Below are 1,290 nucleotides of genomic sequence, written 5' to 3'. Positions count from 1 at the left end.
TGAGGTTCCCCCGGTTTTTCGCCTTCCAGAGGCCCCGAGTTATGCAGCCGCGTCGCTTGTCCGCTGCGCCACAAGCCAGTCTTGCATGAACTGGGTTGGCGACATGAAGCCAAGCGATGAATGACGACGACTGCGGTTATAAAACACTTCAATGTATTCGAACAAGTCCGCGACGGCTTCGCGATGCGTGCGATACCTCGTGCCATGCACACGCTCATTCTTCAGGCTGTTGAAGAAGCTTTCCGTCGGCGCGTTATCCCAGCAACTGCCTTTGCGGCTCATCGAGCATTGCATGCCGTACGAGTTCAGTTTGCGCTGGAAGTCGTGGCTGGCGTATTGACTGCCTCTATCCGAATGATGCAGCGCGCCGGGCGCGGGCCGGCGGCGGAACCATGCCATCGTCAGCGCGTCGGTGACGAGCTCCGTCGTCATGCGCGGCTTGACGGACCAGCCCACGACCTCCCGGTTGAACAGGTCCAGCGTGACGGCCAGGTACAGCCAACCCTCGTCGGTCCAGATGTACGTGATGTCCGAGGTGAACACCTGATTGGGCTCGGCCGGCGTGAAGTTGCGGTTCAACACGTTCGGCGCGACCGGCAGTTTGTGCCGGGAATCGGTTGTCACGCGGTAACGGCGTTTGTGGCGGGCTCGAATGCCGTTGGCGCTCATCAGCCGCTCTACTCGTGCTTTGCTGGCTGGGAAGCCGCGAGAGCGAACCTCTTCGGTCATGCGTGGCGAGCCGTAGGCGCCTTTGACCTCGGCGTGAATTGTCCGAATCAACGTGAGCAACTGCGCATCGGTCAGCCGCTGACGCTCGAGCGTGCCGCCGCGCTTCCAGGCGCGATAGCCATTAACGCTTACGCCAAGGACCTCGCACAGCGCCAACACGGGATATTGCCGGCACTGCGTGTCAATCCAGGCGAACTTCACAGGAGGTCCTTCGCGAAGAACGCCGCCGCTTTTTTTGCGATTTCCAGCTCCATCTGCAAGCGCTTGTTCTCCGCTCGCAGACGCGAGAGTTCCATCTGTTCCGCCGTAACGGCCTTCGCCCCGGATCCATTGAGCTTGCCGGCCTCGAAAGCCTTCAGCCAGTTGCGCAGGGTCTGCGTCGACATACCCAATTCGCGGGCCACGGCGCTCAGGCCCTGTCCGTCCTTGATTCGTTGCACGGCGGCTTCCTTGAACTCTGCCGTGTACACCTGGTGCGGTACCTTGAACATCTCTGCTTTCCTTCCTTTGGGTCGAGTTTATACGCGACCTGCTGGAAGGCGAAATTTCAGGGGAAGCTCA

1 protein-coding gene is annotated in these 1,290 nt (G+C 60.4%); it reads right to left on the bottom strand.

All coding sequences use genetic code 11. The features are described 5' to 3' along the window. Positions 1–39 precede the first annotated feature (39 nt). A protein-coding gene (locus tag U5775_RS38780) for an IS3 family transposase (protein WP_322063412.1) occupies positions 40–1,220 on the bottom strand; the annotation gives its coding sequence in 2 pieces (ribosomal slippage) (positions 40–968 and positions 968–1,220; 1,182 coding nt in all). Positions 1,221–1,290 lie beyond the last annotated feature (70 nt).

Origin of the sequence: Paraburkholderia sp. J63 (genome assembly GCF_905220245.1) — a bacterium.
Classification (GTDB): domain Bacteria; phylum Pseudomonadota; class Gammaproteobacteria; order Burkholderiales; family Burkholderiaceae; genus Paraburkholderia.
Note: the sequence above shows the minus strand (reverse complement) of the source record. Positions and strands in the feature narration are given on the sequence as shown.